Origin of the sequence: Amycolatopsis vancoresmycina, assembly GCF_000716785.1 — a bacterium.
In the GTDB taxonomy this organism is placed as follows: domain Bacteria; phylum Actinomycetota; class Actinomycetes; order Mycobacteriales; family Pseudonocardiaceae; genus Amycolatopsis; species Amycolatopsis vancoresmycina.
In genome coordinates this window covers 418048-432675 of sequence record NZ_JNYY01000008.1, presented here as the reverse complement: position 1 = coordinate 432675, position 14628 = coordinate 418048, and the positions used below count along the sequence as shown (strand labels likewise).

General features: G+C 70.2%; 13 protein-coding genes. 9 read left to right on the top strand and 4 right to left on the bottom strand.

Annotated elements, in window-relative coordinates:
* Positions 1 to 167 precede the first annotated feature (167 nt).
* The 5 genes from OO60_RS21820 to OO60_RS21800 all read left to right on the top strand — a co-directional run bounded on the left by OO60_RS21820 (position 168) and on the right by OO60_RS21800 (position 4507).
* Complete coding sequence (locus OO60_RS21820) at positions 168 to 2006, top strand: Hsp70 family protein (RefSeq protein ID WP_033261953.1); 1839 nt, start codon at positions 168 to 170, stop codon at positions 2004 to 2006.
* 45 nt (positions 2007 to 2051) lie between these two features.
* Positions 2052 to 2246, top strand: coding sequence for a DUF3046 domain-containing protein (locus OO60_RS21815; RefSeq protein ID WP_033261952.1), 195 nt, complete (start codon positions 2052 to 2054; stop codon positions 2244 to 2246).
* Between the two features lie 238 nt (positions 2247 to 2484).
* The gene (recA, locus tag OO60_RS21810) at positions 2485 to 3531 is read left to right on the top strand and encodes a recombinase RecA (protein ID WP_003054505.1); all 1047 of its coding nucleotides are present in this window, start codon (positions 2485 to 2487) and stop codon (positions 3529 to 3531) included.
* Positions 3532 to 3764: 233 nt separating this feature from the next.
* Positions 3765 to 4292, top strand: coding sequence for a regulatory protein RecX (locus OO60_RS21805; protein WP_081655672.1), 528 nt, complete (start codon positions 3765 to 3767; stop codon positions 4290 to 4292).
* Entirely contained in the window at positions 4292 to 4507 is a 216-nt protein-coding gene (locus tag OO60_RS21800; protein ID WP_003054501.1) for a hypothetical protein, read from the top strand. The genes OO60_RS21805 and OO60_RS21800 overlap by 1 nt, the downstream gene beginning before the upstream one ends.
* Positions 4508 to 4516: 9 nt before the next feature.
* On the opposite strand, the gene OO60_RS21795 is transcribed toward OO60_RS21800, so the two are convergent.
* From OO60_RS21795 to edd, 4 genes are all read right to left on the bottom strand, one after another.
* Positions 4517 to 5779, bottom strand: coding sequence for an MFS transporter (locus OO60_RS21795; RefSeq protein ID WP_003054497.1), 1263 nt, complete (start codon positions 5777 to 5779; stop codon positions 4517 to 4519).
* Between the two features lie 19 nt (positions 5780 to 5798).
* Entirely contained in the window at positions 5799 to 7766 is a 1968-nt protein-coding gene (locus OO60_RS21790) for a PEP/pyruvate-binding domain-containing protein (RefSeq protein ID WP_003054493.1), read from the bottom strand.
* Between the two features lie 204 nt (positions 7767 to 7970).
* Positions 7971 to 8576 carry a bifunctional 4-hydroxy-2-oxoglutarate aldolase/2-dehydro-3-deoxy-phosphogluconate aldolase gene (eda, locus tag OO60_RS21785; RefSeq protein WP_003054491.1) on the bottom strand — a complete coding sequence of 202 codons (606 nt, stop codon included), beginning with the start codon at positions 8574 to 8576 and terminating at the stop codon, positions 7971 to 7973.
* Entirely contained in the window at positions 8573 to 10531 is a 1959-nt protein-coding gene (edd, locus tag OO60_RS21780; RefSeq protein ID WP_003054490.1) for a phosphogluconate dehydratase, read from the bottom strand. Before edd ends, eda begins: the two co-directional genes overlap by 4 nt.
* Before the next feature lie 235 nt (positions 10532 to 10766).
* Between edd and OO60_RS21775 the strand changes: the two genes are divergently transcribed.
* From OO60_RS21775 to OO60_RS21760, 4 genes are read left to right on the top strand one after another with little or no spacing between them, the layout of a single operon-like run.
* Entirely contained in the window at positions 10767 to 11054 is a 288-nt protein-coding gene (locus tag OO60_RS21775; RefSeq protein ID WP_003054488.1) for a hypothetical protein, read from the top strand.
* On the top strand, positions 11051 to 11875 hold the full coding sequence (locus tag OO60_RS21770) for a hypothetical protein (RefSeq protein WP_003054486.1): 825 nt from the start codon (positions 11051 to 11053) through the stop codon (positions 11873 to 11875). Before OO60_RS21775 ends, OO60_RS21770 begins: the two co-directional genes overlap by 4 nt.
* A 51-nt stretch (positions 11876 to 11926) precedes the next feature.
* Positions 11927 to 13843, top strand: coding sequence for a fumarate reductase/succinate dehydrogenase flavoprotein subunit (locus OO60_RS21765; RefSeq protein WP_003054484.1), 1917 nt, complete (start codon positions 11927 to 11929; stop codon positions 13841 to 13843).
* Positions 13840 to 14592 carry a succinate dehydrogenase/fumarate reductase iron-sulfur subunit gene (locus tag OO60_RS21760; RefSeq protein ID WP_003054483.1) on the top strand — a complete coding sequence of 251 codons (753 nt, stop codon included), beginning with the start codon at positions 13840 to 13842 and terminating at the stop codon, positions 14590 to 14592. The genes OO60_RS21765 and OO60_RS21760 overlap by 4 nt, the downstream gene beginning before the upstream one ends.
* Positions 14593 to 14628: the final 36 nt, after the last annotated feature.

Below are 14628 nucleotides of genomic sequence, written 5' to 3'. Positions count from 1 at the left end.
GCGCAATCCGTGCAACTCGATTGACCGAACTGTGCAACTATCGTGCACCTTGATCGACGTCCGCGTCAAGGAGCAGTGACTTTCGCGGGTCCGCACGCACGGTGACCGCGCACATGGCAGCATCACCGCGGGCGCCGCCGAGGCGTCGTTTCGCGAAGGGGAGTGCTGTGCGGATCCTGTCGGTGGACCTCGGGACGTCCAACACCGTCGCCGTGCTTTCGGCGCACGGCAGGCCGCCGAGGGTCGTCGAGGTGGACGGCTCGGCCAACATGCCGTCGGCGGTGTTCGCCACCGAAGAGGGCACGATCATGGTCGGCCGCGACGCCGAGCGCCGCGCCCGGCTCGACCCCACGCGCTTCGAGCCGAACCCCAAGCGCCGCATCGACGAGCAGACCCTGCTGCTCGGCACCGACGTCGTCCCGGTGACCGAGGCGCTCGCCGCCATCCTGCGCCGGGTGCTCGAGGAGACGTCCCGCCAGCTCGGCGGAGACCAGCCCGACGAGGTCCGGCTGACCCACCCCGCGCAGTGGGGCCAGACCCGCCGCAACGTCCTGCTGTCGGCCGCCCGGCTCGCCGGGATGGGCCCGAACATCCTGCTGGTGCCCGAGCCGGTCGCCGCGGCGGCGCACTTCGCGTCGTTCCCCGGCAAGGCGCTCGCCCCCGGCCAGGCGCTCGCGGTCTACGACCTCGGTGCCGGCACGTTCGACGTCGCCGTCGTCGGCGCCACGCAGAACGGGTTCACCGTGCTCGCCGAGGACGGCCTGCCCGACCTCGGCGGCCTCGACGTCGACCAGGCGCTGATGGTGCACGTGGGGCGCGAGGTCTCGCACTCCGACCCGCAGCGCTGGCAGCGGCTGCTGCGCCCCGAGTCCACCGCCGACCGGCGCACCCGGCGCGCGCTGCAGGAGGACGTCAAGGCGGCCAAGGAGGCACTGTCGCGGCACCCGCAGACCGAGGTGCCGATGCCCGAGCCGTTCAAGGACGTCCTCGTCACCCGCGGCGAGCTGGAAGGCCTGGTGCGGCCGGCGATGCTGCGCAGCGTCGAGCTGCTGTCGCGGACGCTGCGCTCGTCCGGGCTGGCCCCGGACCGGCTGGCCGGCATCTACCTCGTCGGCGGGTCGAGCCGGCTGCCGCTGGTCGGCACCATGATCGCGGAGAAGCTCGGTGTCGTGCCGGGCAGTCTCGACCAGCCGGAGACGGCGGTCGCGCTCGGCGCCCAGCACGTGGCCCGCGACGGGCTCTCCGTGCGGACGCAGAACGTCGAGGGCGCGGTGGCCGCGGGCGCGCCGCCGCACCGGCCGCAGTACGCGCCGCCCCCGCCGCCGCAGTACCCGGCCTACGCGCCGCCGAACTTCCCGCCCAGCGGCCCGCAGCCGGTGCCGTCGAACTTCCCGGCCTACCCGCCCGCACCGGAGAAGGCCGAGCCGCGCGGGAAGAAGAAACTGCTGATCGGGATCGCGGCCGCGGTCGTCGTGGTGCTCGCCGCGGGGCTGACCGTCTTCCTCACGTCGTCCTCCTCGGTCACCACCTACACCGCCGACCAGTGCAAGACGCCCGGGCAGGCCGACGACCGGGGCTTCACCGGGTGCCTGCGCCAGCTCGCCGGGAAGATCGCCGACACCGGCGACTGCAAACCCGGCATGGGCAACGGCCCGGCGGCGCCGGCGCAGCGCCTCGGGGCCTCGTCGACCTGCTCCGCGCCGGGCCGGGCGGGCACCCAGGTGACCTACGTCCACGGCGACAGCGCCGACACGCTCAAGCAGTACACCGACGGCCTGCTGGCCTCGGCGGGCGGCGACCGCACCGAGGCCGACTGGGGCGGCAACGGGCTCAAGGGGCACTACTCGTCGGCCGCCGGCAAGACGTCGGCGGTGCTCGTGTTCACCGTGGCGGACCGGCCGCTGGCCGGGTTCATCTACCAGCTGAACACGAGCGACCAGGCGCAGGTGACGACGCCGGGCACGCTGGCCGACTACTTCGAGGCGAGCGTCCAGCCGGGGGAGTAGACGGCGCGAACGGAGCTTTCCGGCCCGCCGGTTAGAGTGGGTCCGATGCGGATCACGGTTTTCCGGCGGCTGATGGCCGACGAATTCGGTCCCGGGCGGGCCCAGGTGCTGGCCAGGGACCACGTGCTCAGCGGCCTCGGCGGGCGCACCGTCGACCAGGCGCTGACCGCGGGAATCCCGGCGAAGGAGATCTGGCGCGAGGTCTGCGACGCCTTCGACGTCCCGGCCGAACGGCGCTGACCTGGGCGAACACGCACGGCTGCTGACCCGGGCGGGCGAAAATCCTACCGCAAGGGTGTGTCGCTGCCGACCTCGAACAGGTGTTCGTCTATGGTGTTGTCCACATCGGGTCCAGCGATCCACAGATTGGGCGCCGCGCCTGGAATTGTCGGTCCCCGCCGCTAGCGTCGGACCGGACAGCTGAAGAACCGACACAGCGAGCCCTCGACGGGGCTCCGACCAGCGAGGTGGGACTTCCATGCCTGCAGCACCCGACAAGGACAAGGCGCTCGAGCTCGCGCTCGCGCAGATCGACAAGCAGTACGGCAAGGGCTCCGTCATGCGCCTCGGCGAGGACACCCGGCCGCCCATCGCCGTGATCCCCACCGGCTCGATCGCCCTCGACGTCGCCCTCGGCATCGGCGGGCTGCCCCGCGGCCGCGTCGTCGAGATCTACGGCCCGGAATCCTCCGGTAAGACGACGGTCGCCCTGCACGCGGTGGCGAACGCGCAGCGCGCCGGCGGCATCGCGGCGTTCATCGACGCGGAGCACGCGCTCGACCCGGAGTACGCCAAGGCCCTCGGCGTCGACACCGACGCGCTGCTCGTCTCCCAGCCGGACACCGGTGAGCAGGCCCTCGAGATCGCGGACATGCTGATCCGCTCCGGCGCGCTCGACATCCTGGTCATCGACTCCGTGGCCGCGCTCGTGCCGCGCGCGGAAATCGAGGGCGAGATGGGTGACTCGCACGTCGGCCTCCAGGCCCGCCTGATGAGCCAGGCGCTGCGGAAGATCACCGGTGCGCTGTCCAACTCGGGCACCACGGCGATCTTCATCAACCAGCTCCGCGAGAAGGTCGGCGTCATGTTCGGCTCCCCGGAGACGACCACCGGTGGTAAGGCGCTGAAGTTCTACGCGTCGGTCCGCCTCGACGTGCGCCGCATCGAGACGATGAAGGACGGCGGCGAGGCGGTCGGTAACCGCACCCGCGTCAAGGTCGTCAAGAACAAGGTGGCCCCGCCCTTCAAGCAGGCCGAGTTCGACATCCTGTACGGCCAGGGCATCTCCCGCGAGGGCTCCCTGATCGACATGGGCGTCGACCAGGCCATCCTGCGCAAGTCGGGAGCCTGGTACACCTACGAAGGCGACCAGCTCGGCCAGGGCAAGGAGAACGCGCGCCGGTTCCTGCGCGACAACCCGGACATCGCCAACGAGATCGAGAAGCGCATCAAGGAGAAGCTCGGCATCGGCCCGCAGCTCGACGCGGCCGCCGTCGAGGCGGTTCCGGCGCCGGTCGACTTCTGACGGGGGGCTGCGGGATTGGGTGAGGTGTGCTGCGGGAGCGGGTGAGGTGTGCTCGCGGAGTGCGCTCGCCTTTCTCCCTTCGCCGTGTCTTCCGGGGGTCGAACTCCCGGACCCCCGCCAGGGGGCGAGCCCCCTGGACCCCCGCCGGGGTTGCGTCGGGTGGTGACCTGCGGCAAGGGTGCGTGGTTCGGTTGTGAAGACGAGGAGTGATTGAGGTGGCCAGGGCGCCGAAGGTGGTGCCGGCTGAGCTTCCTCCTGAGGAGCGGTACAAGAAGGCCAAGGAGATCTGCTTCGATCTCCTGGCCGCTCGGCCGCGGACTCAGGAAGAGCTGCGGCAGGCGTTGCAGCGCAAGGGGTTCGACGAACAGACCTGCGAAACCCTGCTCGGCAAGCTCGACCGGGCCGGGCTGGTCAACGACGAGGAGTTCGCCCAGCTCTGGGTGAAGTCCCGGCACGCGAACCAGGGCCTGTCCCGGACCGCGCTGGTGGCCGAACTGCGGCGCAAGGGCGTCGACGGCGAAGTCGCCGCGCAGGCCGCGGAAGAGGTCGACCGCGAGTCCGAGGAGCAGATGGCCAGGGAACTGGTCCGCAAGCGCCTCGGCTCGCTCGGCAACGTCGACGAACAGACCGCCCTGCGGCGGCTGCTCGGCTTCCTGGCGCGCAAGGGATACCCGCAGGGCCTGGCGTACACCGTGATCAGGGACGAACTCCGCGAGTACGGCGCGGAGTCCACCCTGCTCGACGACGCCGTCATCGACTGATGGCGGACAGCCCGACCGTCGAGCACTTCTCGCAGAGCAACCCGGCGGGCCCGGGGCAGGGTGACGTGGCGGCTCTGCTGCGCCGCGTCGCCGACAGCCTCGACGAACTCGGTGACGTCCAGGTGCAGGACGTCGTCTTCGGCAGCGCCGTCACCGCCGGCGAAGACGACCTGCACGTGACGGTCTACTTCCACCGCGAACCGCGACGGCGGTGACGGACGCCGTCACGGGGCGGTGGCGGTCACCGGCTCGCGGCGGACCGGCCGGCGCCGGTCCGAGCGGTGCTTGCGGACCGCCAGCAGCAGCACCGCGAGCAGGCCCATCGCCACGCACGTCACCGCGGCCGTCAGGAGCAGGAACTCGTCCAGCTGCCCGGCGGCCAGGTACGCGCCCAGCGCCACCGCCACCAGGGCGCACACCGCCCTGTCCACAATGGACTCCATGGACAGGAGGGTCGCGCGGTAGCGGGAGTCCGGGATGGAGTCGTTCAGCAGCTGCTTCTGGACCGGGAACGCGATGCCCGTCGCCACCGCGAACACGCACAGCAGCACCACCGCCGGGAACGCGCCCACGAACACCATCGCTCCGAGGCACAGGGCCATCACGATCGTCAGGGTGAACACCGAACCCACCGGGCCGATCGCGCGGCGGAGGCGGTGGGGGCGGGCCGCGCCCAGGGCCTCGAAGACCGTCATCGCGGCCAGGACCGGGCCGTACCAGCCGACCGGCACCGTCTTCGACTCCAGGATCGGCTGGAACAAGTTCACCTGGCAGATGCGCACCAGGGTGAACATCGCGATGCCCTGCACCATCAGCAGCACCAGCCAGCGGGACGACCGCAGCGCCGTCAGCGCGCCGCCGACTCCCGCCACCAGGGACGCCGTCTTGCCGGTCACGCGGCGGCCGCCGGGGATCGGCGGGAGCTTGAGCGCGAAGACCAGCGCGATGCCCGCGTTGACCGCCGTCAGCCAGTACGGGGAAGGGAGGCTCCAGGACATCAGCAGGCCGATCACCGGCCAGAACACGATCTTGCCGACCAGGCTGTACGCGCGGCCGACGCCTTCCACACGCAGGTAGTGCTCGCCCGCGCCGGAGGCGTGCAGGTACTCGTACAGGTACGCGCTCTGCGCACCCGACACCAGCGAGCGGGCCAGGGCGATCAGGACGAAGTGCACCAGGAACCCGGTGTACGAGCCCGAAAGCACCGGCACCAGGTTCGCCGTCACGAGCACGCCCGCGCCCGCCGCCAGCGAGGTGCGGTAGTCGAAGCGGTCGGCGATCATCCCGGTCGGGATCTCCAGCAGGCAGAACACGATGTAGTAGATGCTCTGGATGCCGAAGATCTCGCCGTCGGACAGCCCCGCGAGCTTCTGATACTGGTAGAAGATCGGCACCCACAGCAGCAGGCCGAAGAAGAACTGGAATCCGTAGCTCAGCCGGACGGCGCGCTGAACGGCGGGGTTCGCGGGCAGGCGAAGGCCCAGCATGGTCGTTTCTCCCGGAAGGTCAGGCCGAATAGGGGCGCAGCTGCACGAGGTGGAGGTGGTCGCCGTCGGCGAGCCACTCGATGTCCACCGGTGAGCCGAACGTGTAGTCGGGCGAGAAGTGGCCCTGCAGCAGACGGCCGGCGATCGCCAGCCGCTGCAGCTGGTCGTGGGCCCGCGGGTCGAGGTCCGCGGGCGCGTCGCCCAGGGACAGCGTGCGGCCGCCGCCCTCGACCGTCGAATACAGGTACTGCATCGGCAAGGCCGACCCGTCGACGACGTCGGTGACCCGCGGTGACACGTTGACGTACACCGTGCGGAAGTCCGCGCGGTTCATCGGGTTCGTCGTCACCAGCACCCCGCCGAAGTCCGCGGCGACCTGCTCCTGGATCACCACGCCCATGTAGCACTCGTCGAGGGAGATCCCGGCCTGCTGCCGCAGCCGGACGCTGCGCACCGACACCAGCGACGCCCAGACCTCCTTGACGCTCGCGAAGATCCGCTCGGCCGTCGTGACGTGGTTGTGCGACTCGTAGATCCCGGCGGCCGAGAAGCCGGCGAGGTCCTCGGCGTTGGACGAACTGCGCACGACGAACGCCCGCACCCCGGCCAGCTGCGACACCAGCGCCGAGTCGATCTCGCCGGCGAGCGCGCCCGGCAGGCGCGCCGACCGGATCAGACCCTGCAGCTCGACGCACAGCGGCTCGATCTCCCGCGCGTCCAGCTCCAAGGCCATCTTCAGCTTGCCGATGGCCTGCTGGATCCGCGGCGACGACTCCAGGAACCGCCGTTGCAGCGAGAACGGCAGCGCGATGCCGCGCGGGACGCGGACGTGCTCGTCGAGCAGCCGGCGGGCCGCCGCACCGAGGTCGGCGTCGAGGGGAACGTCCAGCAGCCGGGCCAGGTAGGGCAGCAGGTTGTCCCGCGGCGGCCGCGGCACCTGGTAGAAGCCGAGCAGCCGCTGCGAGCCGTGGGCCAGCACGTGGTGCAGCTCGCCGAGGTTGGCCGCCTTCGTGCCGTAGCGGTGGCGGTCGGCCGCACGCAGCCGGGCGAGGTTCACGATCGGGCTGTGATCGGCCTCCGGCTGCTCCAGGGTGACGCGCTGGGCGTACCAGGACGGTGGCGCCGCGTCGGCCGGTTCGTCGACCTCACGCAGGGTCAGCGCCTGGGCGTCCACTGTGTACTCGACCCATTTGCCGTCGAGCCCGCGGCGCTCGATCTCGGCCAGCGCGCCGAGCTGGACGGCGTTCGGGACCTGCCAGCCGGTGGCGAGGACGTTGGTGTGCGACAACGGTGTCGTGTGCCGGGCGTTGACGATCCCCGCCAGCCGCGGGATGTCGTCGGGCACCCGGTCCATCACGATGATGTCGGTCCAGTCCAGCTTCGCCGCGCGGTACTCGGCTTCGGTGCGGAACGCGCGCAGCCGCCCGACCGCCGTGCCCGGGTTCAGCGGCACGAACGGCGCCGTGGAGAACAGCTCGTGCGCGAAGACGCGCGGCAGCTCACCCGCCGGGATCTCGCGGACGATCCGCTCCTGCAGCTGGTTGGCCGGCTTGAACAACAGCGGCAAGGACGGGTCCACGTACTGGGCGACGAAGGCGTGGAATTCGCGGATCAGCTCGGCCGGCATGGTGTCGACCTCGACCGTCTCCAGCGAAAGCATCTGCGGGTGCAGGGCGAGAATGCCGAGCAGGAACCGGCGGTCCGCCGCGTGGTAGAAGGTTTCGTTGTACGAGTCGATCTCGGCGCGCACGCGTTCTCCGGGGACGCCGAGGATCTCTTCGCCGATATAGATCGCGTGAAAGGAATGGCGTGCGTTGTTCAGGAAGTGGATCTTCGCCTGCTCGCGGTCGACCACGACCTTGACGAAGGAATAGCCGCCGAGAGTGCCGCCGAGCTGGTGAAGTGCGGACACCGAAAGGCGTTCGCCGACGAGAGCGGCGACGGTCTCGGGGGCAGGACTGGGCGCGACCACGCTGGTCAGGGACACGGATTCTCCTCGCTGGAAACAGCGAGAAGAAACGATAACAGGCAGGTAAATACCCCACCAGTGCGGTGAATGCGCCATTCAGTGGGATGCATGACCGGCGCCACACCCGCTCGGAGCACCGTTCCAGCGGGCTGGAACGGTGCTCCCGGGATGCGGACGCGCATTCCGCCGTTCGAGTGCGGCGATAACGCGCAGTGATTTCTGCTACAGCGCGGCGGCTTCCGCGGCCAGCTTCTCGATCGTGGCGGGGTCGAGCGAGGCCGTCAGCCACGATCCGCCGATGCAGCCGACGTTCGGCAGCGCCAGGTAGGACGGCGCCGACGCCACGGTGATCCCGCCGGTCGGGCAGAAGCGCAACGACGGCAACGGGCCCGCGATCGACTTCAGGTACGCGACGCCGCCGGACGCCTCGGCCGGGAAGAACTTCAGCGCCGTCAGCCCGCGCTCGGCCAGCCGCATCGCCTCCGACACCGTGCTCGCGCCGGGGAGGAACGGCAGCCCGGTCTCGAAGCACGCGTCGACGACGGCGTCCGTGCAGCCCGGCGTCACGAGGAACTTCGCGCCCGCGTCGGCCGCCTGCTTCGCCTGGTCCGGCGAGGTCACGGTGCCGGCGCCGATGACGATGTCCGGCACCTCGGCGGCGACGCGCTCGATCGCGGAGAGAGCCGCCGGGGTGCGCAGGGTCAGCTCGATGACCCCGATCCCGCCGGCGAGCAGGGCCCGGGCCGTGGGCACCGCGTCGTCGGCGTCGTCGATCACCACCACGGGCATCACGGGGGACAGCTCGAGCAGGTCCTGACCGGTGGTCACTGACCGACCTCCTGGGTTGTGAAAGCGGGCGTTCCGTGTTTCCTGGGGCCGAGCCCCAGACCCCGGCCGGGGGGCAAGCCTCCCTGGACCCCCGAAAGGACGCCAAGGTGCTCCGGAGTCAAGCCGCCGAAGACGGAAGCGCCCTGGTCAGCGGGGCCGACCGCGCGGCGCAACGCGGCGAACAGCTCTCGGCCGGTGCCGGTCCAGGATGCTTCGGACGGCGGCGCGTCCACAAGCTCACGGCGGGCGAGTTCTTCGTCACCGACGAGCACGTCGAGCGAGCCCGAGGTGGCGTCGAGCCGGATGACGTCGCCGTCGGCGATGCGTGCGATCGGGCCGCCCGACGCGGCTTCCGGTGTCACCTGGATGGCCGCCGGGATCTTGCCCGACGCACCCGACATGCGACCGTCGGTGAGCAACGCCACCGCGTACCCGCGGTCCATCAGCACGCCCAGCGCCGGTGTCAGGCCGTGCAGCTCCGGCATGCCGTTGGCCCGCGGGCCCTGGTGCCGGAGCACCACGACGACGTCCCGGTCCAGCTCGCCGGCGTCGAAGGCCGCCTTGAAGTCCTCCTGCGTGGTGAACACCCGCGCCGGCGCCTGGACCACGCGGTGCTCCGGCGCCACCGCGGACACCTTGACCACCCCACGGCCGAGGTTGCCCTCGACCATCCGCAGCCCGCCGTCCGCGGCGAAGGGGCGCCACACCGGGCGCAGCACCTCTTCGTCGAGGCTGCGGGTGGGCACGTCCCGCCAGACCAGCTCGCCGTCGGACAGGATCGGCTCGGCGCGGTAGCGGTGCAGCCCGAACCCGGCCACGGTGTGCACGTCTTCGTGCAGCAGGCCCGCGTCGAGCAGCGTGCCGACCAGGAACTGGATGCCGCCCGCGGCGTGGAAGTGGTTGATGTCGGCGCTGCCGTTCGGGTAGACCCGCGCGAGCAGCGGCACGACGGCCGAGAGGTCGGAGAAGTCGTCCCAGGTCAGCTGGATGCCCGCGGCCGCGGCGATCGCGACGAGGTGCATCGTGTGGTTGGTCGAGCCGCCGGTGGCGAGCAGCGCGATGACGCCGTTGACGAACGCCTTCTCGTCGAGGATCCGCGAAACCGGCGTGTACTCCTCGCCGCGCGAGATCGCCACGACCCGCCGCCCGGCCTCTTCGGTCAGCGCCTGCCGCAGCGAAGAACCCGGCTGCACGAAGCTGGCGCCCGGCAGGTGCAGGCCCATCACCTCGACGACCATCTGGTTCGAGTTGGCCGTGCCGTAGAAGGTGCAGGTGCCGGCCGAGTGGTACGACGCCGCTTCGGCGTCCAGGAGGTCTTCGCGGGTCGCGAGACCTTCGGCGTACAGCTGCCGGACGCGCGCCTTCTCCTTGTTCGGCAGCCCGGAGTTCATCGGGCCAGCCGGGACGAGCAGGGCGGGCAGGTGCCCGAACGACAGGGCGCCGATCAGCAGGCCGGGGACGATCTTGTCGCAGACGCCCAGTAGCAGCGCCGCGTCGAACATGTCGTGCGACAGCGCGATCGCCGTCGACATCGCGATGACCTCGCGGCTGAACAGCGACAGCTCCATGCCCGCGCGGCCCTGCGTGATGCCGTCGCACATCGCGGGCACGCCGCCGGCGAACTGCGCGACACCCCCGGCCGAGCGCACGGACTTCTTCAGCCATGCCGGGTACTCCTGCATCGGCTGGTGCGCCGAAAGCAGGTCGTTGTAGGACGACACGATCGCGACGCCCGGAGCGCGCGCGGCCCGCAGCGCTTCCTTGTCGACGCCGTCCATCGCGGCGAAGCCGTGGGCGAGGTTGCTGCAGGCGAGACCGCGGCGCACCGGGCCTTCGGCATACGCTGCGGTCGTGCGGTCGAGGTAGGCGGCGCGGGTCGCGGCGCTGCGGGCCGCGATGCGCTCGGTGACGTCGGCGACGACGCGGTGCAGCTTCGGGGTGGGGGTGGGGCTCATGTCCGGCTCCGGATCACTGGTGTGGGGTGGTCCGCGGGACGGCAACGCTGGCGCCTCTGGGTCGTGACACTGGCCACACTACCTCGGGAAAACGCCGAATCAAAATCGATTCAGAAGATCGACCCGCGTGACCCCGATCACCTCTGGAACCGTTAGTGTGCTAGTTGTCACACTGCACGACGCGTGGCAAAGCCTTAGCCGGTTCCCTGCCAGCCCCACCACCACGGGAGGCATGATGTCCACCTCCGAGATCGCCGAGCTGCGGCGAACCATCGGCCAGCTCCGGCAGTGCGTCGGCGCACTGCGCTCTCGCTACGGCGACGCGTCGGCGGTGCGCCGGCTCGCCAACGACGTCGAGCGCCTCGACATCGACACCGCGGACCTCGACGGCGTGCCCCTCGCGGTGCCCGCGCAGGCGAAGGCCGCCGAACGCGTTCCCGTCCCCGACACGCCCTACGACCCGGCGCTGTGGCACGGCGCCGATGACGAAGGCGTCGGCGGCTACAAGCGCGACCAGCGGTGAGCGCACCCGCTGACAACGGCGTCGGCACCGGCGTCCGGGCCCCGAAGCGGGCCCGGATCGCCGAGCGCACCCTCCGCACGGACCGGTGGTGGCTGCAGCCGCTGCTGACCGTGCTCGGACTGTCGGCGTTCATCATCTACGCGACGGTCCGGTCGTTCGTGCGCACCGCGTACTGGGTGCCCGACTACCACTACCTGACCCCGTTCTACTCGCCCTGCCTGTCCACGTCCTGCGTCGAGGGCTCGAGCCACTTCGGCCACTGGTTCGGCGACCTGCCCGGGTTCATCCCGCTCGGGTTCGTCGTGCTGCCGTTCCTGCTCGGCTTCCGGCTGACCTGCTACTACTACCGCAAGGCGTACTACCGGTCGGTGTGGTTCTCCCCGCCGGCGTGCGCCGTCGCGGAACCGCACGCCAAGTACACCGGCGAGACGCGGCTGCCGCTGATCATCCAGAACGTCCACCGCTACTTCTTCTACGTCGCGCTGGTCGTCTCGCTGATCAACACCTACGACGCGATCACCGCGTTCCACGGGAAGACCGGCGGGTTCGGCTTCGGGCTGGGCAACGTCATCCTGCTCGCCAACGTGGTCCTGCTCTGGGCGTACACGCTGTCCTGCCACTCGTGCCGGCACGTGACCGGCGGCCGGCTGAAGCACTTCTCCAAGCACCCGGTGCGCTACTGGATCTGGACGCAGGTCACGAAGCTCAACACCCGCCACATGACGCTGGCCTGGACGACGCTCGGCACGCTGGTGCTGACCGACTTCTACGTCATGCTCGTGGCCAGTGGCGCGATCGCGGACCTGAGGTTCGTGAACTAGTTCTTCCCGTCCCCGACAAAGACGTCCCCAGTTCCGAGGTGGAATCTCTTCATGACCGAGGTCGAACGGCACAGCTACGACGTGGTGGTGATCGGTGCCGGTGGCGCCGGTCTGCGCGCCGTGATCGAAGCCCGCGAACGCGGCTTCCGCGTCGCCGTCGTGTGCAAGTCCCTGTTCGGCAAGGCGCACACGGTGATGGCCGAAGGCGGGTGCGCCGCCTCGATGGGCAACGCGAACTCGAACGACAACTGGCAGGTCCACTTCCGCGACACCATGCGCGGCGGGAAGTTCCTCAACAACTGGCGGATGGCGGAGCTGCACGCCAAGGAGGCGCCGGACCGCGTCTGGGAGCTGGAGACCTACGGCGCGCTGTTCGACCGCACCGCCGACGGGCGGATCAGCCAGCGCAACTTCGGCGGGCACACGTACCCGCGGCTGGCGCACGTCGGCGACCGCACCGGGCTCGAGCTCATCCGCACGATGCAGCAGAAGATCGTCTCGCTGCAGCAGGAGGACTTCGCCGAGACCGGTGACTACGAGGCGAAGATCAAGGTCTTCGCCGAGTGCACGGTCACCGAGCTGCTCACCACCGACGGCCGCATCGCGGGCGCGTTCGGCTACTGGCGCGAGAGCGGGCGGTTCATCCTCTTCGAGGCGCCCGCGGTCGTGCTCGCCACCGGCGGCATCGGCAAGTCGTTCAAGGTGACGTCGAACTCGTGGGAGTACACCGGTGACGGCCACGCGCTGGCCCTGCGGGCGGGCGCGAAGCTGATCAACATGGAGTTCGTCCAGTTCCACCCGACCGGGATGGTCTGGCCGCCGAGCGTCAAGGGCATCCTCGTCACCGAGGGCGTGCGCGGTGACGGCGGCGTGCTGAAGAACTCCGACGGCAAGCGGTTCATGTTCGAGTACGTGCCCGACGTCTTCAAGGGGCAATACGCGGAAAGCGAAGACGAAGCCGACCGCTGGTACACCGACGCGGACAACAACCGGCGCACGCCGGACCTGCTGCCGCGCGACGAGGTGGCCCGCGCGATCAACTCCGAGGTCAAGGAGGGCCGCGGGTCCCCGCACGGCGGCGTCTTCCTCGACATCGCCAGCCGCCTGCCGGCCGAGGAGATCAAGAAGCGGCTGCCGTCGATGTACCACCAGTTCAAGGAGCTGGCCGACGTCGACATCACCGCGGAGCCGATGGAGGTCGGCCCGACCTGCCACTACGTGATGGGCGGCATCGAGGTCGACCCGGACACGGCGGCGGCGAGCGTGCCCGGCCTGTTCGCGGCCGGCGAGTGCTCGGGCGGCATGCACGGGTCCAACCGGCTCGGCGGCAACTCGCTGTCGGACCTGCTGGTGTTCGGCCGGCGCGCGGGTCTCGGCGCGGCCGAGTACGTGCTCGGCCTCGACGGCAGGCCGGCCGTCAGTGAGTCCGATGTGGACGCCGCGGCGAAGATGGCGCTGGCGCCGTTCGACCCGCCCGCGGGCGCGTCGGCGGAGAACCCCTACACCCTGCACACCGAACTGCAGCAGTCGATGAACGACCTGGTCGGCATCATCCGCAAGGCCGGCGAGATCGAGCAGGCGCTGGTGAAGCTGGCCGAGCTGCGGCAGCGGATCCTGCGCGTCACGGTGGAAGGGCACCGGCAGTTCAACCCCGGCTGGCACCTCGCGATCGACCTGCGCAACATGCTGATGGTCAGCGAGTGCGTCGCGAAGGCCGCTTTGACACGTACGGAAAGCCGTGGCGGGCACACGCGCGACGACTTCCCGGGCATGGACGCCGAATGGCGCCACAAGCTGCTGGTGTGCTCGGCTTCGGACGGGGAAAACCCGGTCGTCCCGGACATCGGCGTCGAGGTGAAGGAGCAGGTGCCGCTGCGGCAGGACCTGCTGGAGCTGTTCGAATTCGGCGAACTCGGGAAGTACTACACCGACGACGAGCTCGAGGCGCACCCCGGGAGCAAAGCATGAGCTACAAGGCGAGTTTCCGGGTCTGGCGCGGCGACGACACGGGCGGCGAGCTGCAGGACTTCACGGTGGAGGTGAACGAGGGCGAGGTCGTCCTCGACATCATCCACCGGCTGCAGGCCACCCAGGCGTCGGACCTCGCGGTCCGCTGGAACTGCAAGGCGGGCAAGTGCGGCTCGTGCTCGGCGGAGATCAACGGCCGCCCGCGCCTGCTGTGCATGACGCGGATGTCGACGTTCACCGAGGACGAGGTGATCACGGTGACGCCGATGCGGACGTTCCCGGTGATCCGCGACCTCGTCACCGACGTGTCGTTCAACTACACGAAGGCGCGCGAGATCCCGTCGTTCACGCCGCCGGCGGACCTGAAGCCGGGCGAGTACCGGATGCAGCAGGTCGACGTCGAGCGGTCGCAGGAGTTCCGCAAGTGCATCGAGTGCTTCCTGTGCCAGAACACCTGCCACGTGGTGCGCGACCACGAGGAGAACAAGGAAGCCTTCGCCGGGCCGCGGTATTTGATGCGCATCGCGGAGCTGGAGATGCACCCGCTGGACGTCGCGGACCGTCGTGATGCGGCGCAGGACGAGCACGGGCTCGGGTACTGCAACATCACGAAGTGCTGTTCCGAGGTGTGCCCGGAGGGGATCCACATCACGGACAACGCGTTGATTCCGATGAAGGAGCGGGTCGCGGACCGGAAGTACGATCCGATCGTGTGGCTGGGGAACAAGCTGTTCCGGCGGGACAAGTAGGGTTTTCACCCCGACGCTCGCGAACCGCGCCTCGAG

Bases quoted from the DNA above. Each gene is read 5' to 3' on its own strand.
- OO60_RS21815 (WP_033261952.1), top strand. From the start codon at position 2,052: ATGCGGATCACGGTTTTCCGGCGGCTGATGGCCGACGAATTCGGTCCC.
- recA (WP_003054505.1), top strand. From the start codon at position 2,485: ATGCCTGCAGCACCCGACAAGGACAAGGCGCTCGAGCTCGCGCTCGCG.
- OO60_RS21800 (WP_003054501.1), top strand. From the start codon at position 4,292: ATGGCGGACAGCCCGACCGTCGAGCACTTCTCGCAGAGCAACCCGGCG.
- OO60_RS21795 (WP_003054497.1), bottom strand. From the start codon at position 5,779: ATGCTGGGCCTTCGCCTGCCCGCGAACCCCGCCGTTCAGCGCGCCGTC.
- edd (WP_003054490.1), bottom strand. From the start codon at position 10,531: ATGAGCCCCACCCCCACCCCGAAGCTGCACCGCGTCGTCGCCGACGTC.
- OO60_RS21775 (WP_003054488.1), top strand. From the start codon at position 10,767: ATGTCCACCTCCGAGATCGCCGAGCTGCGGCGAACCATCGGCCAGCTC.
- OO60_RS21765 (WP_003054484.1), top strand. From the start codon at position 11,927: ATGACCGAGGTCGAACGGCACAGCTACGACGTGGTGGTGATCGGTGCC.
- OO60_RS21760 (WP_003054483.1), top strand. From the start codon at position 13,840: ATGAGCTACAAGGCGAGTTTCCGGGTCTGGCGCGGCGACGACACGGGC.